The sequence below is a fragment of the Paracoccus caeni genome (assembly GCF_016629665.1).
In the GTDB taxonomy this organism is placed as follows: domain Bacteria; phylum Pseudomonadota; class Alphaproteobacteria; order Rhodobacterales; family Rhodobacteraceae; genus Paracoccus; species Paracoccus caeni.
Genome location: NZ_JAEPRQ010000002.1, coordinates 230,618 through 251,507, shown reverse-complemented (window position 1 = coordinate 251,507; position 20,890 = coordinate 230,618). Strand labels below are relative to the sequence as shown.

At 61.8% G+C, this 20,890-nt stretch carries 19 protein-coding genes; 12 read left to right on the top strand and 7 right to left on the bottom strand.

Annotation, left to right across the window (positions count from 1 at the left end):
- Positions 1–12 precede the first annotated feature (12 nt).
- The 4 genes from JJJ17_RS08030 to JJJ17_RS08015 are packed head-to-tail and all read left to right on the top strand — an operon-like array spanning position 13 to position 4,517.
- Entirely contained in the window at positions 13–735 is a 723-nt protein-coding gene (locus JJJ17_RS08030) for a type 1 glutamine amidotransferase (protein WP_200685249.1), read from the top strand.
- Positions 732–2,087, top strand: a complete 1,356-nt coding sequence (locus JJJ17_RS08025; RefSeq protein ID WP_200685246.1) for a glutamine synthetase family protein — start codon at positions 732–734, stop codon at positions 2,085–2,087. Before JJJ17_RS08030 ends, JJJ17_RS08025 begins: the two co-directional genes overlap by 4 nt.
- 4 nt (positions 2,088–2,091) lie before the next feature.
- A complete protein-coding gene (locus tag JJJ17_RS08020) occupies positions 2,092–3,213 on the top strand; it encodes a hypothetical protein (RefSeq protein WP_200685244.1) in 1,122 nt (373 codons plus the stop codon).
- Entirely contained in the window at positions 3,210–4,517 is a 1,308-nt protein-coding gene (locus JJJ17_RS08015) for an NAD(P)/FAD-dependent oxidoreductase (protein WP_200685242.1), read from the top strand. Before JJJ17_RS08020 ends, JJJ17_RS08015 begins: the two co-directional genes overlap by 4 nt.
- A 143-nt stretch (positions 4,518–4,660) precedes the next feature.
- On the opposite strand, the gene JJJ17_RS08010 is transcribed toward JJJ17_RS08015, so the two are convergent.
- The 3 genes from JJJ17_RS08010 to JJJ17_RS08000 all read right to left on the bottom strand — a co-directional run bounded on the left by JJJ17_RS08010 (position 4,661) and on the right by JJJ17_RS08000 (position 6,736).
- On the bottom strand, positions 4,661–5,125 hold the full coding sequence (locus JJJ17_RS08010; protein WP_200685240.1) for a tellurite resistance TerB family protein: 465 nt from the start codon (positions 5,123–5,125) through the stop codon (positions 4,661–4,663).
- 148 nt (positions 5,126–5,273) lie between these two features.
- Positions 5,274–6,179 (bottom strand): polyphosphate kinase 2, encoded by a 906-nt coding sequence (ppk2, locus tag JJJ17_RS08005; protein ID WP_200685237.1) that lies wholly within the window; start codon positions 6,177–6,179, stop codon positions 5,274–5,276.
- 92 nt (positions 6,180–6,271) lie between these two features.
- A complete protein-coding gene (locus tag JJJ17_RS08000; RefSeq protein WP_234463981.1) occupies positions 6,272–6,736 on the bottom strand; it encodes a hypothetical protein in 465 nt (154 codons plus the stop codon).
- Positions 6,737–7,050: 314 nt separating this feature from the next.
- Between JJJ17_RS08000 and pyc the strand changes: the two genes are divergently transcribed.
- Both pyc and JJJ17_RS07990 read left to right on the top strand, forming a co-directional pair.
- Positions 7,051–10,485 (top strand): pyruvate carboxylase, encoded by a 3,435-nt coding sequence (gene pyc, locus JJJ17_RS07995; RefSeq protein WP_200685235.1) that lies wholly within the window; start codon positions 7,051–7,053, stop codon positions 10,483–10,485.
- A gap of 190 nt (positions 10,486–10,675) precedes the next feature.
- Complete coding sequence (locus JJJ17_RS07990) at positions 10,676–12,661, top strand: PhoX family protein (RefSeq protein ID WP_200685233.1); 1,986 nt, start codon at positions 10,676–10,678, stop codon at positions 12,659–12,661.
- A 57-nt stretch (positions 12,662–12,718) separates the two neighbouring features.
- Here JJJ17_RS07990 and JJJ17_RS07985 read toward each other — a convergent pair whose 3' ends face one another.
- Both JJJ17_RS07985 and JJJ17_RS07980 read right to left on the bottom strand, forming a co-directional pair.
- Positions 12,719–13,234 carry a DUF3859 domain-containing protein gene (locus tag JJJ17_RS07985; RefSeq protein ID WP_200685231.1) on the bottom strand — a complete coding sequence of 172 codons (516 nt, stop codon included), beginning with the start codon at positions 13,232–13,234 and terminating at the stop codon, positions 12,719–12,721.
- On the bottom strand, positions 13,234–14,826 hold the full coding sequence (locus tag JJJ17_RS07980; protein ID WP_200685229.1) for a phosphoenolpyruvate carboxykinase: 1,593 nt from the start codon (positions 14,824–14,826) through the stop codon (positions 13,234–13,236). The genes JJJ17_RS07985 and JJJ17_RS07980 overlap by 1 nt, the downstream gene beginning before the upstream one ends.
- Positions 14,827–15,029: 203 nt before the next feature.
- Here JJJ17_RS07980 and JJJ17_RS07975 point away from each other — a divergent pair, with 203 nt between their 5' ends.
- From JJJ17_RS07975 to JJJ17_RS07950, 6 genes are all read left to right on the top strand, one after another.
- Positions 15,030–15,443 carry an HPr kinase/phosphorylase gene (locus JJJ17_RS07975; protein ID WP_200685227.1) on the top strand — a complete coding sequence of 138 codons (414 nt, stop codon included), beginning with the start codon at positions 15,030–15,032 and terminating at the stop codon, positions 15,441–15,443.
- A gap of 73 nt (positions 15,444–15,516) precedes the next feature.
- A complete protein-coding gene (gene rapZ, locus JJJ17_RS07970; protein ID WP_200685777.1) occupies positions 15,517–16,497 on the top strand; it encodes an RNase adapter RapZ in 981 nt (326 codons plus the stop codon).
- Positions 16,494–16,916 carry a PTS sugar transporter subunit IIA gene (locus JJJ17_RS07965; protein ID WP_200685225.1) on the top strand — a complete coding sequence of 141 codons (423 nt, stop codon included), beginning with the start codon at positions 16,494–16,496 and terminating at the stop codon, positions 16,914–16,916. The genes rapZ and JJJ17_RS07965 overlap by 4 nt, the downstream gene beginning before the upstream one ends.
- Positions 16,913–17,191, top strand: coding sequence for an HPr family phosphocarrier protein (locus JJJ17_RS07960; protein WP_200685223.1), 279 nt, complete (start codon positions 16,913–16,915; stop codon positions 17,189–17,191). The genes JJJ17_RS07965 and JJJ17_RS07960 overlap by 4 nt, the downstream gene beginning before the upstream one ends.
- A gap of 12 nt (positions 17,192–17,203) precedes the next feature.
- Complete coding sequence (locus JJJ17_RS07955; protein WP_200685221.1) at positions 17,204–17,815, top strand: TetR/AcrR family transcriptional regulator; 612 nt, start codon at positions 17,204–17,206, stop codon at positions 17,813–17,815.
- An 87-nt stretch (positions 17,816–17,902) separates the two neighbouring features.
- The gene (locus JJJ17_RS07950; RefSeq protein ID WP_200685219.1) at positions 17,903–18,316 is read left to right on the top strand and encodes a DUF2852 domain-containing protein; all 414 of its coding nucleotides are present in this window, start codon (positions 17,903–17,905) and stop codon (positions 18,314–18,316) included.
- A 125-nt stretch (positions 18,317–18,441) separates the two neighbouring features.
- On the opposite strand, the gene betC is transcribed toward JJJ17_RS07950, so the two are convergent.
- Both betC and choX read right to left on the bottom strand, forming a co-directional pair.
- A complete protein-coding gene (gene betC, locus JJJ17_RS07945) occupies positions 18,442–19,986 on the bottom strand; it encodes a choline-sulfatase (protein ID WP_200685217.1) in 1,545 nt (514 codons plus the stop codon).
- On the bottom strand, positions 19,940–20,875 hold the full coding sequence (gene choX, locus JJJ17_RS07940) for a choline ABC transporter substrate-binding protein (protein WP_200685215.1): 936 nt from the start codon (positions 20,873–20,875) through the stop codon (positions 19,940–19,942). Before choX ends, betC begins: the two co-directional genes overlap by 47 nt.
- Positions 20,876–20,890 lie beyond the last annotated feature (15 nt).

The window sequence follows — 20,890 nt, the reverse complement described above, 5'->3', positions numbered from 1 at the left end:
CACAGGTTTTCAATGCGTATCGGCATACTTCAATGCGGCCAGTCGCCCGCGCAATTGAAGGATCAGCTTGGCGACTACCCGGACATGTTCGTCGAACTGCTGGCGAACAGGGGCTTCGATTTCCGCATCTGGCATGTCGAGGCGATGCAGTTTCCCGACAGCATCCATGACGCCGATGGCTGGCTGCTGACCGGCTCGCGCCACGGCGCCTATGAGGATCATCCGTTCATCCCGCCGCTGGAGGCCTTTATCCGCGATGCCTATGCAGAGGCTGTGCCGCTGGTCGGCATCTGCTTTGGCCATCAGATCATTGCGCAGGCTTTGGGCGGCAAGGTTCAGAAATATGCGGGCGGCTGGGCCGTCGGCACGCAGGATTATGAATTCGAGGGTCAGCAGATTCGTCTGAATGCCTGGCATCAGGATCAGGTGGTCGAACTGCCGAAGGATGCCCAGATCATCGGGCGCAATCTCTTCTGCGAAAACGCGGCGCTGATCTATGGCGACCGTGCGCTGACCGTGCAGCCGCATCCCGAATTTGGCGACGCCATGGTCGGCGGGCTGATGCAGTATCGCGCCGAGGGGGTCGTTCCTGCGGAATTGCTGGACGTGGCGAAGGCCCGGATGGGTGAGACGAAAGAATCGTCGCTCATCGCCGACCGTATCGAGAATTTCTTCAAACAGCCGCGTGCCCGTCTGGCCGACCCGGCTCAGCAGCCAAATCAGGGGGTTGCATGAGCGACTGGACCGAGAAGCTGCCGCAAGCCGCAAGGGATTTCATTGCGGGCAGGCGGCTGGACGAGGTGGAATGTATCGTCGCCGATATCGCCGGCGTGGCGCGGGGCAAGGCGATGCCTGCCTCGAAATTCGCGCGGCAGGACAAGTTCTATCTGCCGAATTCGATCTTTCTGCAGACGATCACAGGCGAATGGGCCGACAACCCGGCGGGCGCGTTTACCGAGCCCGACATGATCCTGACCCCGGATTTCAGCACCGCCTCGGCCGCGCCATGGACGAATGACTGGACGCTGCAGGTCATCCATGACGCCCACGATCAGCAAGGCAATCCGGTGCCGATCGCGCCGCGCAACGTGCTGAAGCGGCTGGTGAAGCTCTATGAGGAGAAGGGCTGGAAGCCGGTCGTCGCCCCGGAGATGGAGTTCTTTCTGGTCGCCCGGAATATCGACCCGAACCAGCCGATCATCCCGCCGATGGGCCGCACCGGCAGGCGGGCTGCGGCGAAGCAGGCCTATTCCATGTCCGCCGTGGACGAATACGGCAAGGTCATTGACGACATCTATGATTTCGCCGAGGCGCAGGGCTTTGAGATTGACGGCATCCTGCAGGAAGGCGGTGCCGGTCAGGTCGAGATCAACCTGAACCACGGCGATCCGGTCGCGCTGGCCGATGAAATCTTCTTCTTCAAGCGCCTGATCCGCGAAGCCGCCTTGCGCCACGATTGCTTTGCCACCTTCATGGCGAAACCCATCGAGGGCGAACCGGGAAGTGCGATGCATATCCACCACTCGGTCGTCGATCTGAAGACCGGGCGGAACCTCTTCTCGGACGAGAAGGGGCGCGAGACGCCCGAGTTTCTGCACTTCATCGGCGGCATGCAGCGGCATCTGCCCGCGGCTGTCGCGCTGCTTGCGCCCTATGTGAACAGCTATCGCCGCTATGTCCCTGATTTCGCGGCGCCGATCAATCTGGAATGGGGTCGCGATAACCGCACCACCGGCTTGCGCGTGCCGATCTCTGGCCCGGAAGCGCGGCGGATCGAGAACCGTCTGGCGGGGATGGATTGCAACCCCTATCTGGGCATCGCGGCGTCGCTGGCCTGCGGCTATCTGGGCCTGATCGAGGCGGAAAATCCCCGCGCGGAATGCCTTGGCGACGCCTATATGTCGCAGGACGAGCTGCCCTATAACCTTGGCGACGCGCTGGATCTGATGAGCGAAAGCGATGCGATGCGCGGCGTCCTGGGCGAGGAATTCGCGGCGGTCTATGAGGCCGTGAAGCGCAATGAATACAAGGAGTTCCTGCAAGTCATCAGCCCATGGGAGCGTGAACATCTGCTGCTGAACGTGTGATCGGATGAGGCGTTTTTCCCGCCTGATCTTGTGGATCATGTTGGGCGCGATCATCGGTGCGGCGCTGTCGGTTGTCTTTTTCGCGTGGATGCTGAGTGCGCTGGTGGACCGGGTCACAGGCGGGCAAGAGGCGGTGGCGGAAGCGGAGGTTGTCCAGCCGCTTCCGATGGTTGATTTCAGCGCAGGGCCGGTCGATCTGATCCTTGAAGAGGGTCTCCGGCGCTGGCTGGTGCAGGATCAGAGCCTTGTCAGAAAAGCGGCGACGATGGTGATGGCGGATGGTCAGACGAAACCGCCAAGGTCGATCTTCGGAGCTTTATTTTCCACCAAGCAGAGAGGCGAAAAGGATGATTTCGCCATTAGCCTTGTCCGAAACGGCGAGACGCTTTCGCAGCAGAACTGCTGGACGGTGGATTGCGTGGATCTGCCAGAGATGCAGAGCTTTTTGACCGATATGCTTAGCGCCGGGCAGCAGTTGTCCGAGGAATACGAAAGTTTCCCCGACCACGCGGGATATCTGCGTGCCTATGCGCAGGCCAGCGCCTCGCCCCAGAGATATGGGGAGATCGATCCCCCGCAACCCGAACCTGAACGGCGTTTGCCGGAGCGGCTGTATATCACCTTCCCCATTACCTTCTTTCACGACGACGGGCCGGCGACGGACGTGCCGGATTATGCGACGGCGTTTCGCGAGGAATATGCGGCTGACGGTGATCATTTCGAGCTGGCTCTCGAAACAACGGCCGAGGATGAACCATTCGCGGCTCTGATGTTGCGCCGTTGTCACGACCAACAGGTCGTCATGCGTCGGGACGGCACCGGACCGGTTTTCCCGACAGGGTGGCATTTCGTCAGTGTTGACGGATGGATCGATGCGACGCCGAATTTCGCTGACAAGCTTGAAGCGCGCCGCGATTGGGACCTTTTGCCGAGCCCGGATAACGATCCTGAAAGATTGAATCGCGCGATCCTTGCCGCGGTGGCAGAGCAGGGCGACAACCCCGACCCGCGACAATGTTATACAGTTGATGGGACAACATCGGGCAACATGCTGACGCTTTGGCGAGATATGCCCCGCCACTATGGATTCCGATGGGTTCGGATTGACGAAAAGGAAGCGCCATGAACCTGCTCTACGTCAATGACCGCTTTGGGGAATATCCGCCCAGCCTCTATGCCTCGACACGCGACACGCTGCCCGCATTTGAGCCGTTGCAGGGCGAGGTGCGGGTGGATGTTGCGGTGGTTGGCGGTGGCTATACCGGCCTGTCCTCGGCGCTGCATCTGGCGCGCGAGGGGTTCCGCGTGGCGCTGGTCGAGGCGCATCGGGTGGGCTTTGGCGCCTCGGGGCGGAATGGCGGGCAGATGGGGTCAGGCCAGCGGCAAGAGGTTGACTGGCTTGAGAAACAACTGGGCCGTGACCGGGCGCGGTTGTTGTGGGATCTGGCCGAGGATGCCAAGGCGACGGTGCGCGGGCTGGCGGGTGAAATCGGCTTGCCGATCCGCGACGGGGTGGCCCATGCCTGCCGGACGCCGGGCGAGGTGGATCACGCCCGCCACATGGCCGAGCATCTGGCGACACATTACGGCTATGACCGGGTGCAGCCGCTGGACCGTGATCAGATGGTCCGGCTTCTGGGAAGCGAAACCTATATCGGCGGCGATCTGGACCAAGGGGCGGGGCACCTGCATCCGCTGAACTTCTCGCTTGGGCTGGCGCGGCTGGCGCATGAGGCCGGAGTGGTGATCCATGAACGAAGCCCGGTTAGCCGGATCGATCATGGCGGCGCGACCGGAACCAGTGTCGTGCATTGCGAGGCGGGGCGGCTGATCTGCGATCATGTCGTGTTGGCGACGAATGCCTATCTGGGCGGGCTGGATCAACAGGTCGCGGCGCGGATCATGCCGATCAACAATTATATCGTGGCGACCGAACCTCTGGGCGAGCGTTTCCCCGAAATCCTGCCGGATCGTCCCGCCGTCGCCGATACGAAATTCGTGGTGAATTACTGGCGGATGGATGAAGAGCGGCGGCTGATCTTCGGCGGCGGCGAGACGCTGAGCTATCGGTTCCCGTCCGACATCGCGGCAATGGTGCGCCCGCATCTGTTGTCGGTCTATCCGCAGCTTGAAGGGGTGCGGCTGACCCATGCCTGGGGCGGCACGCTGGCGATCACGATGAACCGGATGCCCTATTTCGACCGGCCCGCGCCGAACTGCCTGTCGGCTTGCGGCTATTCCGGGCACGGCGTGGCGATGGCGACGCTGGCGGGGAAGTTGGTTGCGAAGGCGATTGCCGGGCAGGGGCAGGGGTTCGACACGATGGCCGGAGTGCCGACGCACAAATTCCCGGGCGGCACTTTGCTGCGCTGGCCGATGCTGGTGGCAGCGATGTCGTGGTATGGGTTGCGGGATCGGTTGGGGTTCTAACCTCGCCGCAGCCGTCTTTGCCGGATTGCATCTGTAAGGATCGGTGGCACGCCCCTTTCCCTGCGGCTTGCGCCTTCGGGAAATCGGTCCGAGGAAATGTCCACCGGACATTTCCCGTTCGGACCTCTGCGTTTCTCTGATAATCAGCCGTTGCTGGCCAGCCCGAGATTGTCCAAGACCTGTTGCCGGGCCAGCGCGGAATCGCGGTCGGTCACGCCCAGCAGACCCGAGATCAACCTGACCAGCGTTTCCTCATCCGCCGATCGGCTGTTATCTGCATAGGTCACTTCCCATAGCGCGCTGATGATGCCCAACCGATCCTCAAGCGCCACCCGTTCCTTGATGTGGCGGGTGAAGCGCACCGTGTCCGGGGCCTCGGCCTCGATCATCTCGGCTGCGGCGCGGCGTTCGGCGGCTTCGCGCAGGCTCAGCCCGTTGCGCGCGGCCAGCACCTGATCGATCCGGTGAGTCTCGCTGCTGCTATAGCGGTTGTCAGCCCGCGCCACCCGCACCAGAAGGGCGGCAATAGCGATCTCGGCGTCCTGCGTCGCCAGTGGACGCGGGTCGAGATCGTCGCTGAATAGTCTGGACAAAAGGTTGCGAAACATGATTCGACTGTAGGGCAAAAGGGTGAGCCTGCAAGTTAATATATGGCCCCTAGCCCCCCGGATTAACAAAATTAAATCCGACGGCCCGTTTGCGGCGGGGAATGGCTCAGCCAATCTCTCCGCCGCATTCGAACACCTTTATGACGGGTCAGTATTTCTGCGGCACGTAAAGATCGCGCGGCAGAACATCACGCTCGTAATCGGGGTTGAACAGGCGCTCCGGCAGGATCACCTCTTCATGGGGAACATCATCATAGGGGATCATGCTCAGCAGATGGCTCATGCAGTTCAGCCGGGCGCGCTTCTTGTCATTGCCCGGCACGATATACCACGGCGCCTCGGGAATGTTGGTGCGGTCGAGCATGTCTTCCTTGGCCTTTGTATAGGCCTCCCATTTCACCCGCGCCTGAAGATCCATCGGCGACAGTTTCCACTGTTTCAGCGGATCGTGGATGCGCATCATGAAACGCATCTGCTGTTCCTCGTCGGTGATCGAGAACCAGTATTTCACCAGCCTGATGCCCGAGCGGACCAGCATCCGTTCAAAATCGGGAACGTCCTGAAAGAACTGCTCGACCTGATCTTCATCGGCAAAGCCCATCACCCGCTCGACACCCGCGCGGTTATACCAGCTTCGGTCGAAAAGGACGATCTCACCCCCCGCAGGCAGATGCGGCACGTAGCGCTGAAAATACCACTGGGTCTTTTCGCGATCCGACGGTGCGGGCAGGGCGACGACACGGGCGACGCGCGGGTTCAGGCGCTGCGTGATCCGCTTGATCGCGCCGCCCTTACCGGCGGAATCGCGACCCTCGAAGATCACCACGACCTTTTCCTTGTGATAGCTGACCCAGTCCTGCAACCGGATCAACTCGGTCTGCAACCGCAGCAATTCGTGGAAATACAGCTTGCGGTCCATCTGCTCGGGATGGTTGTCGCGGTAGATGCGCTTGATCTCGGCCGAGAGGACGGCATCCTCAAGCTCGATCTCGACATCTTCGTCCAGCGTGTCCTGCAATTCGGCTTCAAGCCAGTCCTTGGGCATGTCGTGCATCAGAGCCTCCGAAAAAACGTCACCCGATCTAATCATCTTCTGTAACGGATTTGCGGCGGTTTGGTGGCAGGGTGGCGACGAAATATCTGCCGTCAGCGGAATTGTGATGCGCAGCTTTGGGTGACGGCAAGAACAAAACTGCTGCCACCGCCATCGACGGTGCCGCACCATTCGCCCCGTGCGGTGAACAGGCTGCGGGTGCCGCGCGCCGGGCGAAAGGCGATGCGGCGGCCATTCACATCGAACAGGTTCAGCACGCCACCGGCGCTGGTCGCGTAATAGCCCAGAACGCCCCCATCCGCGGTAATAATCAGGCGCTGCTCATTCGCGGGATTGGTCGGACGGTTCTGCCATGTCGATGAGGCATTGGCCGGGTTCGAGGCGGAATTGGCGGCGGAGTTGGGTGAGTTCTCGGTCCGCGAGGGGCTGTTCGCGGGGTGGCCGGGGCCAAGATCGAAGGGAAGTTGCGTCCGGTCGAGGATGATCAGCGGCACATCGGCCTGGGCCATGGGTGCAAGCAGCATCAAAACGGCAATGGCGCGGGCAAGGTGGGACAAGGCTGGCTCCTGTTTCGGCCGAGTGTCACTTTCCGGCGGGCAGAGTGCAATGGCCGCCGGTCGGATCATCGGTATTTGGACAACCGAGATGCGGCGAACGAAATGCCTCGAAAACGGGCAATGTCTTGGGTGGGATTGCCCTGAAGGGCGCGCGAATGTCGCGAAAAGATGCACGCGGTCGATTCTGCCGGGCGATGCTGCTTGCGGCTGCGGCAAGGTCCGCGACGATTACGATAGGTAAGGCCTGTCGATGGTAACGCTTGCGCTGCGATGCAGCATCGCTAAGGATGCGCCGAGCTAAGTTGGGGGAACGGATGTTTCAGAAGATCCTGATCGCGAACCGTGGTGAGATTGCAATTCGCGTGATGCGGGCAGCAAACGAGCTGGGAAAGAAAACCGTCGCGGTTTACGCCGAGGAAGACAAGCTGGGCCTACACCGCTTCAAGGCGGATGAGGCTTACCGAATTGGCGAGGGGCTTGGCCCGGTCGCCGCCTATCTGTCCATCCCCGAGATTATTCGCGTGGCGAAGGCCGCAGGTGCCGATGCGATCCACCCCGGCTATGGTCTTTTGTCCGAGAACCCCGATTTCGTCGATGCCTGCTTTCAGGCCGGGATCACCTTCATCGGTCCCAAGGCCGAAACCATGCGCGCGCTTGGCGACAAGGCCAGCGCCCGTCGCGTGGCGATCAAGGCAGGCGTGCCGGTCATTCCGGCGACCGAAGTGCTGGGCGATGATTTCGACGCGATCAAGGCGGAAGCTGCCGAGATTGGCTATCCTCTGATGCTGAAAGCCTCGTGGGGCGGTGGCGGGCGCGGGATGCGTCCGATCAATGGCCCTGATGAGTTGGTCGAAAAGGTCCGTGAGGGCCGCCGCGAGGCGGAGGCCGCGTTCGGCAATGGCGAAGGCTATTTGGAAAAGATGATCCTGCGCGCCCGCCATGTCGAGGTGCAGTTGCTGGGCGACACGCATGGCGGTCTCTACCATCTCTATGAACGCGACTGCACCGTGCAGCGCCGCAACCAGAAAGTCGTGGAGCGCGCCCCCGCGCCCTATCTGACCGAGGAACAGCGGGCCGAGGTCTGCGCGCTGGCCCTGAAGATCGGGCAGGCGGTCGGCTACCAGAATGCGGGGACCGTCGAATTCCTGATGGATATGGATTCGCAGGAATTCTATTTCATCGAGGTCAATCCGCGCGTGCAGGTCGAACATACCGTCACCGAACAGGTGACCGGCATCGACATCGTGCAGGCGCAGATCAAGATCGCCGAGGGGGCGAGCCTGGCCGATGCGACCGGCGTGCCGTCGCAGGACGATGTGCATCTGTCGGGCCATGCGCTGCAATGTCGGGTCACCACCGAAGACCCGCAGAACAACTTCATCCCCGATTATGGCCGGATCACCGCCTATCGCTCGGCCACCGGCATGGGCATCCGTCTGGACGGCGGCACCGCCTATTCGGGCGGCGTCATCACCCGTTACTACGACTCGCTGCTGGTGAAAGTCACCGCATCGGCGCAGACGCCAGAGCAGGCGATCAAGCGGATGGACCGGGCCTTGCGGGAATTCCGGGTGCGGGGCGTCAGCACCAATATCGATTTCGTCATCAATCTGCTGAAACACCCGACCTTCCTTGATGACACCTACACGACCAAGTTCATCGACACGACGCCGGATCTGTTCAGCTTCAAGAAGCGGCAGGACCGGGCGACGAAGATCCTGACCTATCTGGCCGATATCACCGTCAACGGTCACCCTGAAACGGCGGGGCGTCCGCTGCCCCCGGCACAGGCGCGTCCCCCGGTCGCGCCCGCGCCCTTGGCCGAGCCAGCCCCCGGCACCCGCAATCTGCTGGAGGAAAAGGGCGCGCAGGCCGTGGCCGACTGGATGGCGGCGCAGCAACGTCTGCTGATCACCGACACCACCATGCGCGACGGGCACCAATCGCTGCTGGCCACCCGGATGCGGTCGATCGACATGATCCGGGTCGCGCCCAGCTATGCCGCGAACCTGCCGCAGCTTTTCAGCGTCGAATGCTGGGGCGGGGCGACCTTCGACGTGGCTTACCGCTTCTTGCAGGAATGCCCGTGGCAGCGTCTGCGCGATATCCGCGCGCGGATGCCGAACCTGATGACGCAGATGCTGTTGCGCGCCTCGAACGGGGTGGGCTATACCAACTACCCTGACAACGTGGTCGTGTCCTTTGTGAAGCAGGCCGCCGAAACCGGGGTCGATGTGTTCCGCGTTTTCGACAGCCTCAACTGGGTCGAGAATATGCGCGTCGCCATGGATGCGGTGATCGAGTCGGGCAAGATCTGCGAAGGCACCGTCTGCTATACCGGCAATATGCTGGACCCCGAGCGGTCCAAATATGACCTGCAATATTACATCCGCACCGCCAAGGATCTGAAAGCTGCGGGCGCGCATGTGCTGGGCCTGAAGGATATGGCGGGGTTGCTGCGGCCCGCCGCCGCCTCGGTTCTGGTCAAGGCGCTGAAGGAAGAGGTCGGCTTGCCTGTCCATTTCCACACGCATGACACGTCGGGCCTTGCCTCGGCCACGATCCTTGCGGCGGCTGCGGCAGGTGTCGATGCGGTCGATTGCGCGATGGATGCCTTCTCTGGCGGCACCTCGCAGCCGACTTTGGGCAGCATTATCGAGGCGCTTGACGGGTCGGAACGCGATACCGGGCTGGATATCGGCGAGATCCGCAAGATCAGCAATTACTGGGAACGGGTGCGCGAAAACTACGCCGCGTTCGAAAGCGGCCTGCAAGCCCCCGCATCCGAAGTCTATCTGCACGAAATGCCCGGCGGCCAATTCACCAACCTCAAGGCGCAGGCGCGTTCGATGGGGCTGGAGGATCGCTGGCACGAGGTCGCGCAGGCCTATGCCGATGTGAACCGGATGTTCGGCGATATCGTCAAGGTGACGCCGTCGTCCAAGGTTGTCGGGGACATGGCGCTGATGATGGTGGCGCAGAACCTGACGCCCGCGCAGGTGCAGGACCCGGCGGTCGAGGTCAGCTTCCCCGATTCCGTTGTGGACATGATGAAGGGCAATCTGGGCCAACCGCCCGGCGGCTGGCCCGAAGCGCTGCAAAAGAAGGTGCTGAAGGGCGAAGCCCCGATCACCGACCGCCCCGGCGCGCATCTGGAGCCGGTGGATCTTGAAGTGGCGCGCGCGCGTCTGTCCGAGGAATTCGGTGGCAAGACCATCGATAACGAGGATCTGAACGGCTACCTGATGTATCCGAAGGTCTTCACCGATTACCTGACCCGCCACGAAACCTATGGCCCGGTCCGCACCCTGCCGACCCGCAATTATTTCTACGGCATGGAATCGGGCGATGAGATCAGCATCGAAATCGATCCGGGCAAGACGCTGGAAGTCCGCTTCCTGACCTTGGGCGAAACCGATGAGAATGGCGAGATCAAGGTCTTCTTCGAGCTGAACGGCCAGCCGCGTCAGGTCCGCGTTCCGAACCGCAAGGCCACCGGCATTGCAACGGCGCGGCCTAAGGCCGATCCGTCAAATGCGGGCCATATCGGTGCGCCGATGCCGGGCGTTGTCGCCTCGGTCGGGGTGACGGCGGGGCAGGCGGTGCATCAGGGCGATCTGATCCTGACCATCGAGGCGATGAAGATGGAAACCGGCCTGCATGCCGACCGCGATGGCACCATCAAGGCGGTTCATGTCCATGCCGGGCAACAGATCGACGCCAAGGATCTGCTGGTCGAGATCGAATAAATCGTTCCGACAGGACAGCTTCCAACGGCTCCGCCACGCGCGGGGCCGTTTTTTTTGTCCCTGTTTCGGCTGGGTTACGCTCCGTCAAGAAAGCTTCGCATTCCCGTCGCCGGACTGTCATTCTTGCCGCCTAAGCCGTGGTCAAGCCGCCCGCCATGCGGGCTTCCAAGCGTCAAGCCAGGAGAGCGCCATGAACGACCAGTCCCGCAAGATTTTCCGCACCAGCCAGCTTGAAGAAGCCGATGGTCCGGGCCTGAACCCCACCGACAAACGCACCATGGGCGACATCATCGCCGCCCGCTTCTCGCGTCGGGCCTTCCTGCGCGGCTCGATGGCTGCAACCGCGATCACCGCGACCGTCAGCCCGCTGGCAATTCTGGCCGCTGGCGATGCGCAGGCGCAGGGCGCCGTCGAAGGCTCGGCCTTCAACTTCCCCGAAGTTCTGGCGGGCGTCGATGCCGATCATCACGTCGCCGAAGGCTATGATGCCGATGTGCTTTTGCGTTGGGGCGACAAGGTTTTCGCCGATGCACCCGAGTTTGATCCGCTGAACCAGTCGGAAGCCGCGCAAGAGCGTCAGTTTGGCTATAACAATGATTTCGTGGGCTTTATCCCGCTGGACGGCGCCGACGATCATGGCCTGCTGGTGGTCAATCACGAATATACCAACGAACATCTGATGTTCCCCGGCATCGTCACGCTGAAGGATGGCGAGATCGAGGTTGCCGCCGGGACCGAGGACCGCGTCAATATCGAAATGGCCGCGCATGGCGGCACCGTCATCGAAATCCGCAAGGTCGATGGCAAATGGCAGCCGGTTCTGGACAGCAAGCTGAACCGCCGCATCACCGCCAAGACCGCGATGCAGCTTAGCGGTCCCGCCGCCGGTCACGCCCGCTTGCAGACCGTCGCCGACCCCTCCGGCACCGAAGTTTTCGGCACCATCAACAATTGCGCGGGCGGTGTGACCCCTTGGGGCACCTACATCATGGCCGAGGAAAACATCCACGGCTATTTCACCGGCACGCTGCCCGAAGGTCATGCCGAGGCGCAGAATTACGAGCGGATGGGCATTCCCGAAGGCAGCTATGACTGGGGCAATTTCCACGACCGCTTCGATCTGTCGAAGGAACCGAACGAGCCGAACCGCTTTGGCTGGGTGGTCGAGGTCGATGTGATGGACCCCACCTCGAAGCCGAAGAAACGCACCGCGCTTGGCCGCTTCAAGCATGAAGGCGCGGAAAGCGTGGTCGCCAAGGATGGCCGCGTGGTCTTCTATCTGGGTGACGATGAACGCTTTGATTACGTGTATAAATTCGTCACCGCTGGCAAATTCGATCCCGACAATCGCGCCGCCAATATGGACCTTCTGGACGAAGGCACGCTTTATGTCGCGCGCTTCGATGAGGATGGCGGGCTGCAATGGCTGCCGCTGGTCCATGGTGAAGGCCCGCTGACCGCCGAGAACGGCTTTGCCTCGCAGGCCGATATCCTGATCGAGACCCGCCGCGCCGCCGATCTTCTGGAAGCGACGCCGATGGACCGCCCCGAGGATATTCAGCCGAACCCGCAGACCGGCCGCGCCTATGTCATGCTGACCAACAACACCAAACGCGAAGAGGCGAACGCCGCCAATCCGCGCATCGAAAACGCCTTCGGCCATATCATCGAACTGGTCGAACAGGATGGCGATTTCGCCGCGACGACCGGGACGTGGGAGGTGCTGGTGCAATGCGGCGACCCCTCGATCGCCGAAGTGGGCGCGACCTTCTCGACCGCGACGACCGAGAACGGCTGGTTCGGCATGCCGGATAACTGCGCCGTCGATGCGGATGGGCGGCTTTGGGTCTCGACCGATGGCAACTCGCCCTCGGATACCGGACGCACGGACGGGCTTTGGGCGCTGGATACCGAAGGCGCGGCGCGCGGCACGTCGCGGCTGTTCTACCGGGTGCCCGTGGGGGCCGAGATGTGCGGCCCGTGCCCGACGCCGGATATGAGCACCTTCTTCGTCGCGGTCCAGCATCCGGGCGATGGCGGCGACGATTGGGAAGGCCACGGCCGCCCGTCCTATTACGAGGATCTCTCGACCCGCTGGCCGGATTTCAACGATGCGCTGCCGGTTCGGCCTTCGGTCGTGGCGATCACCAAACAGGGCGGCGGCAAGATCGGCTAAGGCGATTTTGCTAGGGCAGCGCGGTCGGCCCTGATGGCTGGCCGCGCCGTCGCATCTCTACGAGATCGCGTTATCGGGCGCACAGGCCTTGACGATATGCGGATGCCGCTCTGGCGGGACCACGGTAAAAGGCTTGTCCAGCAGCACCTTGCCGGTTTCCGACGCGACGATGGTGATACGCCAGTCTCCCGGGACCAGTTCGAATTGATAGTCGAAGGAGAAGGAGCTGGAGGAATCCCCCGAAGAGTTGAAATTCCCGCTCCAGACCTCTTCGGTCGTATTATGGCCGGGGAAGGGGGGATGGCTGACGGTGACGGTGACCGGGAAGCCTTCCTCCGCGGCGCGCGCACGGATGCCAAAGGCCACGCCGATTGCAGCGGGCACGCTGGTCTGCACCCAACGGATATGCGGCAGACCGACCGGATCGTAGATATAGCCGATGGTGGTATCAGGCGCGTCGATCCGGCCTTCTGCGGCCTGCGAACAGAACACCCCGGCTTGTAGATCGGTCAAGGCGGGCGCCGCATTGGCGACGCCCGCAAAGGTCATGAACAGGATCGGCAGAAGCCGCATCAGCCGATGGCGGCGGCGCGAACCTCGTCGTCGATGGCTTCCAGATATTGCGCAAAGTTGTCGCTGAACATCTGCACCAGCTTGGCCGCCTGCGCGTCATAGGCAGCCGGATCGGCCCAGGTCTGACGCGGATCAAGCAGCTTGTCCTCGACCCCCGGAACCGAGACCGGAACCTCGAAGCCGAAATTCGGGTCTTTGCGGAACTGCACGTCGTTCAGGCTGCCATCCAGCACCGCGGCCAGAAGGGCGCGCGTTGCCTTGATCGGCATCCGCTGTCCTTCGCCAAAGGCACCGCCGGTCCAGCCGGTATTCACCAGCCAGCAGCTTGCGCCATGTTCGGCGATCTTTTCCTGCAACAGCTTGCCATAGACTTCCGGGCGGCGCGGCATGAACGGCGCGCCGAAGCAGGTCGAGAAGGTCGGGATCGGCTCGGTCACGCCGACCTCGGTGCCCGGCGTTTTCGAGGTGAAGCCCGACAGGAAGTGATACATCGCCTGCGCCGGGGTCAGCCGCGCGATCGGAGGCAGAACGCCATATGCGTCACAGGTCAGCATGATCACGTTCTTCGGATGCCCGCCAAGGCTGGTCGGCGACGCATTCGAGATCGCATCAAGCGGGTAGGCGCAGCGCATGTTGTCGGTGATCGAGTTATCCTCGAAATCCAGCTCCAGCGTGTCCTCGTCATAGACCATGTTTTCGATCACGGTGCCGAAGCGCGTGGTCGTGGCATAGATTTCCGGCTCGGCCTTGGCCGACAGGTTGATGGTCTTGGCGTAGCAACCACCTTCGAAGTTGAAGATGCCGTTTTCGGACCAGCCATGTTCGTCATCGCCGATCAAGACGCGCGAGGGATCGGCGGACAGCGTGGTCTTGCCGGTGCCAGACAGACCGAAGAAGATCGCCGCATCGTCCGGGTTGCCCGGCGCGTGGTTGGCGCTGCAATGCATCGGCATGATGCCCTTTTCGGGCAGCAGGTAGTTCAGCAGAGTGAAGACCGATTTCTTGTTCTCACCCGCATAGGCAGTGCCGCCGATCAGGATCAGCTTTTTCTGGAAGTTCAGCGCGATCACCGTCTCGCTGCGGCAGCCGTGACGGGCCGGGTCGGCCTTGAAGCCGGGGCAGTTGATGATGGTGAAATCGGGGGTGAACGTGGCCAGTTCCTGCGCCTCCGGGCGGCGCAGCAGATGGCGGATGAAGAGGCCATGCCATGCCAGTTCGGTCACGACGCGCACGTCCAGACGCTCAGCCGGATCAGCGCCGCCGAACAGATCCTGCACGAAATAGTCGCGGCCCTTCATGTGCTCCAGCATATCGGCATAGAGGACATCGAACGCCTCGGGCGCCATCGAGCGGTTGTTTTCCCACCAGATTTTGTCTTCAACGTCGGGGGTGCGGACAACGTGTTTATCCTTGGGCGAACGGCCGGTATGCGCGCCGGTCGTGCCAAGGAAGGTGCCGCCAAGACCCAGACGACCCTCACCACGGGCCACAGCCTCGTTGATCAGCGCGGGTTCAAGCAGGTTGTAATAGACCCGGCCGAGACCCTCGATACCTTGATCTTCCAGACGGCAGTTCGGGTTTACTCGGGTCATGTCGGCGACGCTCCTGATTGATGCGTTTTGTTGTGTGAAGGAAGTATGGCGCGCCTATAACACGCAGCGAAGCGCTGAAAATAAGAGAGCGCAAACAGTTAGCGGAAACATATCATGTTATCGCAAACGTAGCATTTTGCCGCGTATTTGAAGGGCGGAAATTAACCTTGGACGGGCAGGATCGAAGCAGAAAGGTGATTCGGATGATACAGCTTCATGCGACTACGGTGGCGTTTCAGGGGCAGGGGGTTCTGATACTGGGCCCGTCCGGGTCGGGAAAATCGACGCTTGCGCTGCAACTGATGGCGGTGGGGTCGGTTTTGGTCGCTGATGACCGCACGGATGTGGTAAATCAGTCCGGCGTACTTGTCGCCAGTTGCCCGTCTCCCTTGCAGGGAAAGATCGAGGCGCGTGGTCTTGGTATCCTTGCTGCAGAGGCTCATGGACCTGTCAGACTTGCGCTGGCGGTCGATCTGGGGGCCGAAACAGTGGACCGTTTGCCACGGTCACACAGTCATGAAGTGCTTGGTATCGCCCTGCCTCTTGTGTCCGGGCCATATCGGTCGCATCTTTATGCTGCAGTGCGGCAGCTTCTTGTCGGTGGTCGCGTTGCATGAAGACGACGTCAGCGAATGCCAGCAGTTAGGAATGAACGCCGGAATGTCCGAGCAGCCGGAAAATCCAGTCGGAATGACGCCACCTGAAGAGGTGCAGCGTCTGGTTCTGGTGACCGGACCGTCCGGGGCAGGGCGCTCGACCGCGATCAACGTGCTTGAGGATCTGGGCTTCGAGGCGATCGACAACCTGCCATTGCTGCTGGTGCCGCGTCTTCTGGACGGGCCGGTAAGGCCGGTGCCGCTGGCGCTTGGGCTGGATGTCCGCAACCGTGACTTTTCCGCGGCCAATGTGATCGAACTGATCGACACATTGACCCGCGATCCGCGCTATGCGCCCGAGGTGCTGTATCTCGACTGTGCGCCCGATGTGCTGGTCAACCGCTATAACGAGACCCGCCGTCGCCATCCCCTGTCCCCCGACAGCTCGCCCCTTTCCGGCGTTCAGGCCGAAATTGATCTGCTTCAGCCGATCAAGGTCCGGGCCGATGTGCTGGTCGATACGACCGAACTGTCGCCGCATGACCTGAAGGCCGAACTGTCGCGCTGGTTCGACGCGCGGACGGGACGCAAGCTGACCGTGTCGCTGCATTCCTTCAGCTACAAGCGGGGCGTGCCGCGCGGGATCGATATGATGTTCGACTGTCGCTTCCTTGCGAATCCGCATTGGGAGCCGTCATTGCGCAGTAAGACCGGGCAGGATCCCGACGTTCAGCACTATGTAGAATCGGACCCTCGATTCGCAGAATTCTTCGAACGCGTGTCGGGACTTGTTCAATTTCAACTTCCGGCACATATCGAAGAGGGTAAATCGCACCTGGCTATCGGTTTTGGGTGTACCGGCGGGCAACACCGTTCCGTCACAATGACCGAAAAGATGGCACTGGCGCTTGCGAAGGCAGGCTGGCCAGTGTCAATAAGGCACAGGGAACTCGAACGGCGCATCCCGGCGACGAATTCGTCCTTTCCGACCACTGACGGCGCCGCGCGCCGTGAGGGGCAGAAGGTCGAAGATGTCATCAGGATGCCTTCATATGAACGTGGTGGGACGCGTTGATTGGGATTGTCATCGTAGCGCATGGTGGACTTGCGCGAGAATATAAATCGGCGGTCGAGCATGTGGTCGGCCCCCAAAGCGGAATCTCGGCGGTCTCGATCGAGGACGATCACGACCGCGAAGGCAAAAAGGCCGAGATTCAGGCGGCGGCGGATGCCGTAGATACCGGCGACGGTGTCGTGCTGGTGACCGACCTTTTCGGCGGTTCGCCCTCGAACCTGTCGTTACCGGCCTGTGCGCACTGTGATCGCACCATCCTTTACGGTGCCAACTTACCGATGCTCGTCAAACTCGCCAAATCCCGCCACCTTCCCGTTTCCGATGCCGTAGCCTTCGCCAAAGAAGCAGGCCGCAAATACATCAACTCCTACAACGTTCCGCTGGAAGCCGTTCTCGGCACCGGAACCCACGCTAGATGAGCGGGACGATTACCCGCCAATTGGCGATCATCAATGAAAAAGGTCTGCACGCCCGCGCCAGCGCCAAGTTCGTCGACGTGGTCGAACGCTTCGATGCGCGTGCCGAGGTCGAAAAGGACGGCATGTGCGTGTCGGGCGACTCGATCATGGGTCTGCTGATGCTGACCGCGCCGCGCGGCAGCAATATCACCGTGACCACGACAGGTCGTCAGGCCGCCGAGCTTGCCGATGCGCTGGAAGCGCTGGTTTCGGACTATTTCGGCGAAGGCATGTGAGGGCATCACACGATGCCTGACCGCCGCTCTTATCACCACGGAAATCTGCGTCAGGCACTGGTCGATGCGACCGCCGCTCTGGTCGAGGAAATCGGCCCGCAAGGCTTTACTCTGACCGAGGCCGCCCGCCGCGCCGGCGTCAGCCCCGCCGCTCCCTATCGCCATTTCAAGGGACGAGAGGAGCTGCTGGAAGAGGTTGCCCGGCAAGGTTTCCTTGAATTTGCCGAACGGCTCGAGGCGGCGTTCGACAATGGCCGTCCATCGGTGCTGACGGCGTTCATGCGGATGGGCCATGCCTATCTGGATTTCGCCCGCGACCGCCCCGGCTATTACATGGCCATGTTCGAGGCGGGCATTTCCATCGCCGGAAATTCCGAACTGACCATCGCTTCCGAGCGCGCCCTTGGCGTGCTGATCAAGGCGGCAGAGGCGCTGGCTTCGCACCTTGACACCGACGCCCGCCCGCCCGCGCGCATGATTGCAAACCATGTTTGGGCAATGAGCCACGGCGTGGTAGAATTGTTCTCGCGCGGCAAGCCCGGCGCGCGCAGCCCGGTTGCGCCCGCAGAGATGCTGGAAAGCGGCGTGCTGATCTATATGCGCGGGTTGGGGCTCATCCCCTGAAATTTTTTCGAAAAAGATCTTGATCCCCGGCGTGATCCGCTTAAGTATGTAAATGTGATTAACATTAACATGGAAGGAACCGCCCAGATGCACAGCGCATCGTATCACCTGCCTACCTATCCGACCGCCACCTCGCGGGTTTCCGGCTTTCTGGGCCGGGTGCGCGATTGGCTGGACGAAAGGGGCCGCCCGGCCTGGATCGTGGCAATGATCCTTGGCTTCGTCTTTTTCTGGCCGGTTGGCCTGGCCCTTCTCGCTTACATGATCTGGAGTAATCGCATGTTCAGTTGCAGCAAGAACCGCTACAAGTCCCACCGCAACGTGTCCCGCTCGACCGGCAACACCGCTTTCGACGCCTATCGTGAAGAAACGCTGAAGCGGCTGGAAGATGAGCATAACGAGTTCATGGGCTTCCTGCACAAGCTGCGCGATGCCAAGGACAAGGCTGAGTTCGACCAGTTCATGGATCAGCGCGGCAAGAAAGACGACGAAGCCGCCTGAACGCAGGTGACCGTCTGACGTAAAAGGAACGGCCGCGCCCTTGGGACGCGGCCGTTTTCTTTTCGGTATTTGAACAACGAAGAAGCCGCTTCTTCGTTGCCTAAATACCGAATCTTCGGGGGCGACTATTCCCCCCGCGGGTAACGCTGGTTTTCCTCCAGCACGTTCAGGTCCATGTGGTTGCGCATATAGCGTTCCGAGGCGCGCATCAGCGGCTGGTGATCCCACGGATAATAGGCCCCGTTCCTGAGTGCTTCATAAACGATCCAGCGCCGGGCCTGCGATTGGCGAACCTCGGCGTCATAGGCCGACAGATCCCACCGGGCTAGGGCCATCGCGCGCAGCCGTTCAAGATCCGCCGCATGGGCGGGATCGGCGGCAAGGTTGCGTCGCTCCTGCGGGTCGCTGTCCAGATCGAACAGCATTTCGGGATCGGCGTCACAGGCGATGTATTTCCAACGCCCGTCGCGGATCGCGATCATCGGCGACACGCTGCCTTCGGCGGCATATTCGATCGGTACCGGCGGGCGGGTGGCGCCGCCATCGGCCAGCGAATGTCCGTCTGTCCACGGCTGAATCTCGTCCATCCGCAGTCCCACCAGATCGCAGAGCGTCGGCAGAACATCGATGGTGCTGACCGGCTGCTGGACCAGTCCCGGCGCCATCGACGGTGCCGAAATCATCAGCGGCACCCGCGCCGAGCCATCGAAGAAGTTCATCTTGAACCACAATCCACGCTCGCCCAGCATCTCGCCATGATCCGACAGGAACAGGATGATCGCCTCTTGCCGGGTCGTTTCCAGCACGTCGAGGATCTCGCCGATCTTGTCATCGACATAGCTGATATTGGCGAAATAACCCTGCCGCGACCGGCGGATATGTTCAGGGGTGATCTCGAATTCGCGCCATTCGGCGGCGTCCATCAGGCGCTGCGAGTGGGGGTCCTGCTGATCGTAGGGGATCGCCTCGGGCGGCTCCAGTTCCGGGATACCCTCGTAAAGATCCCAGTACTTGCGGCGCGCGACGAAGGGGTCATGCGGGTGGGTGAAGCTGACGGTCAGGCACCACGGACGCGCATCGCCGCCGCGCGCCAGATCATAGAGCTTGCGGCAGGCGTTATAGGCGACCTCGTCGTCATATTCGAGCTGGTTGGTAATTTCCGCCACGCCCGCGCCGGTGACAGAGCCGAGGTTGTGATACCACCAGTCGATCCGCTCGCCCGGTTTGCGGTAATCCGGGGTCCAGCCGAAATCGGCGGGATAGATGTCGGTGGTCAGCCGTTCTTCGAACCCGTGCATCTGGTCGGGACCGACGAAATGCATTTTGCCCGACAGGCAGGTTTGATAGCCCGCCCGGCGCAGGTGATGGGCATAGGTCGGGATGTCCGAGGCGAATTCGGCGGCGTTGTCATAGACCCGCGTGCGGCGCGGCAACTGCCCCGACATGAAGCTGGCCCGGCCCGGCGCGCAAAGCGGGCTGCCGGTATAGGTATTGGCAAACCGGGTCGAGCGTTCGGCCAGACGGCGCAGGTTAGGGGTATGCAGGAAATCGGCGGGGCCATCGGGGAACAGAGTCCCCGATAGCTGATCCACCATCAGGATCAGGACGTTAGGTTGCAATTCTTCACCCGTTGAGTGCAGCTTCCAGGGCGGGCTGAGCGGGCTGGCCATCCAGCGTCGTCACGCCCTCCAGCCATGCGCTTGCCGCATCCGGGTTCTCGGACAGGTAGTCGCGGGCGGCGTCTTCGGCCTCAAGCCCGTCATTCAGGATCTTGCCCATCAGGACGTTTTCCATCGGCACGTCGAAGACCATCTGCGAGAACAGCTTCGCCACATTCGGGCAAGCCTCGACCCATTCGTTGCGGGCCACGGTATGCACGGTCGCACCGCCGAAATCCGGCCCGAATTGCGCATCGCCGCCCGATAGATAGGTCGTCTCGATCGCCTCGTTCATCGGGTGGGGCGCCCATGCAAGGAACAGCGTCGGCGTGTCGCCGTTGCGGGTCACCTGTGCCACCATCGCCTGTTCGCTGCTTTCGACAAGCTCCCAATCGGCAAGGCCGAAATCGTCATTGTCGATCATGCCCTGAATAAGCTGGTTCGCAGGTGCGCCCGGCTCGATCCCGAAGATCTTGCCATCAAAGGCATCGCGATGCTGGTCCAGATCGGCGAAATCGGCGACGCCCAGATCGGCACCGGCCTTGTTGACCGCCAGCGTGAATTTGGCGCCCTCAAGGTTCTGCACCAACTCCTGAATATCGCCGGTTGCGTCCAGATCGTCGCGGAAGGGTTTCTGCGCGGGCAGCCAATTGCCCAGGAACAGGTCGGTTTCGCCGTTCTTCAGCGCCTCATAGCCTACCGGAACCGAAAGCGTGGCGATGTCGGGGGTGTAGCCAAGCGCCTTCAGCACCACAGCCGCGACGCCATTGGTTGCGGCAATGTCGGACCAGCCGGGATCCGAATAGCGCACCGTGCTGCAGGTGTCGGGATCTTGTGCCATTGCAGGCAACGCCACCGCGCCCAGCAGGGCCGCAGTCATGCCGATCTTCAGAATGCTCATCCGGTCGTCTCCTTG

Coding starts and splice junctions, on each gene's coding strand:
- JJJ17_RS08030 (WP_200685249.1), top strand. CDS start 13: ATGCGTATCGGCATACTTCAATGCGGCCAGTCGCCCGCGCAATTGAAG.
- JJJ17_RS08025 (WP_200685246.1), top strand. CDS start 732: ATGAGCGACTGGACCGAGAAGCTGCCGCAAGCCGCAAGGGATTTCATT.
- JJJ17_RS08020 (WP_200685244.1), top strand. CDS start 2,092: ATGAGGCGTTTTTCCCGCCTGATCTTGTGGATCATGTTGGGCGCGATC.
- JJJ17_RS08015 (WP_200685242.1), top strand. CDS start 3,210: ATGAACCTGCTCTACGTCAATGACCGCTTTGGGGAATATCCGCCCAGC.
- JJJ17_RS08010 (WP_200685240.1), bottom strand. CDS start 5,125: ATGTTTCGCAACCTTTTGTCCAGACTATTCAGCGACGATCTCGACCCG.
- ppk2 (WP_200685237.1), bottom strand. CDS start 6,179: ATGCACGACATGCCCAAGGACTGGCTTGAAGCCGAATTGCAGGACACG.
- pyc (WP_200685235.1), top strand. CDS start 7,051: ATGTTTCAGAAGATCCTGATCGCGAACCGTGGTGAGATTGCAATTCGC.
- JJJ17_RS07990 (WP_200685233.1), top strand. CDS start 10,676: ATGAACGACCAGTCCCGCAAGATTTTCCGCACCAGCCAGCTTGAAGAA.
- JJJ17_RS07985 (WP_200685231.1), bottom strand. CDS start 13,234: ATGCGGCTTCTGCCGATCCTGTTCATGACCTTTGCGGGCGTCGCCAAT.
- JJJ17_RS07980 (WP_200685229.1), bottom strand. CDS start 14,826: ATGACCCGAGTAAACCCGAACTGCCGTCTGGAAGATCAAGGTATCGAG.
- JJJ17_RS07975 (WP_200685227.1), top strand. CDS start 15,030: ATGATACAGCTTCATGCGACTACGGTGGCGTTTCAGGGGCAGGGGGTT.
- rapZ (WP_200685777.1), top strand. CDS start 15,517: ATGACGCCACCTGAAGAGGTGCAGCGTCTGGTTCTGGTGACCGGACCG.
- JJJ17_RS07960 (WP_200685223.1), top strand. CDS start 16,913: ATGAGCGGGACGATTACCCGCCAATTGGCGATCATCAATGAAAAAGGT.
- JJJ17_RS07955 (WP_200685221.1), top strand. CDS start 17,204: ATGCCTGACCGCCGCTCTTATCACCACGGAAATCTGCGTCAGGCACTG.
- JJJ17_RS07950 (WP_200685219.1), top strand. CDS start 17,903: ATGCACAGCGCATCGTATCACCTGCCTACCTATCCGACCGCCACCTCG.
- betC (WP_200685217.1), bottom strand. CDS start 19,986: ATGGCCAGCCCGCTCAGCCCGCCCTGGAAGCTGCACTCAACGGGTGAA.
- choX (WP_200685215.1), bottom strand. CDS start 20,875: ATGAGCATTCTGAAGATCGGCATGACTGCGGCCCTGCTGGGCGCGGTG.